This window comes from Bacillus cereus group sp. BfR-BA-01381, assembly GCF_022663555.1.
Lineage (GTDB): Bacteria > Bacillota > Bacilli > Bacillales > Bacillaceae_G > Bacillus_A > Bacillus_A pacificus.
In genome coordinates this window covers 1-849 of record NZ_JAKUFR010000203.1, presented here as the reverse complement: position 1 = coordinate 849, position 849 = coordinate 1, and the positions used below count along the sequence as shown (strand labels likewise).

Sequence of the window (849 nt, the reverse complement as noted above, 5' to 3'; positions counted from 1 at the left end):
CCACTGTAATGGCATAACCGTACTATCAAAATTTGTTAAAGGTTGAATTACCTCTCTCGTATTCATATCATATATCTCTAATGTACTATCTTGTATATGGTTTCTATAGTAATCCTTCTCTCTTATGCTTGCTGAGTAACATATTTTGCTGCCCTCAGGAGAAAAGCAAACGCTCCCGCCCAACAACCTATCTACATTCATCTTTTGCAGTTCCTCAGCTTCAACATCTAATATATATAGATTACCATTCATATAATCGTTTAGGCTTGGTGTAGCCATACATACAACTTTTTTCCCATCATTTGAAATATCAAAGTCATGGATATAAAAATCCTTACCATCAGTTAATTGATAAACACCGTTAATCTCTCGTTCCTCTTTATCATTTTGTATCACTTTTTCTATTTCAATGTAGCATAAACAATTATTTTGATGTTCCTTACCTACATGTTGAAAATCTCCATATAGCTCCTTACGTTTCTTTATTTCCTCAAATTCTTTTGACTGTGTAATATAATAAAAACCTTTACCAGTATGATCCCATTTGAATGTACTGATCCCTTCTTCCTCATCAGTCATTTGAACCTCACTACAACCATCTATTGATTTAACAAAGATCTGATTTGTATTAGCCCCTTCACCACCCGGACTAAGGTATGCAATAGTCTTAGAATCTGGAGACCATAATGGATGCGTACTATCTATACCTCCAGTTGTTAGTGGGTAACTCTGCTCTTTATCCTTTTCATATATCCATACATGATTTCTATATATATTGTCTTTCCAGTTAGCTGTCCTCTTAACAAATGCTACATTTTTGCCATCATCGCTTATATTGGTACTTGATAA

At 34.2% G+C, this 849-nt stretch carries 1 pseudogene; it reads right to left on the bottom strand.

What is annotated here, in order from left to right:
* A pseudogene (locus MR079_RS28270) lies at positions 1–849 on the bottom strand (S9 family peptidase); the annotation flags it as partial.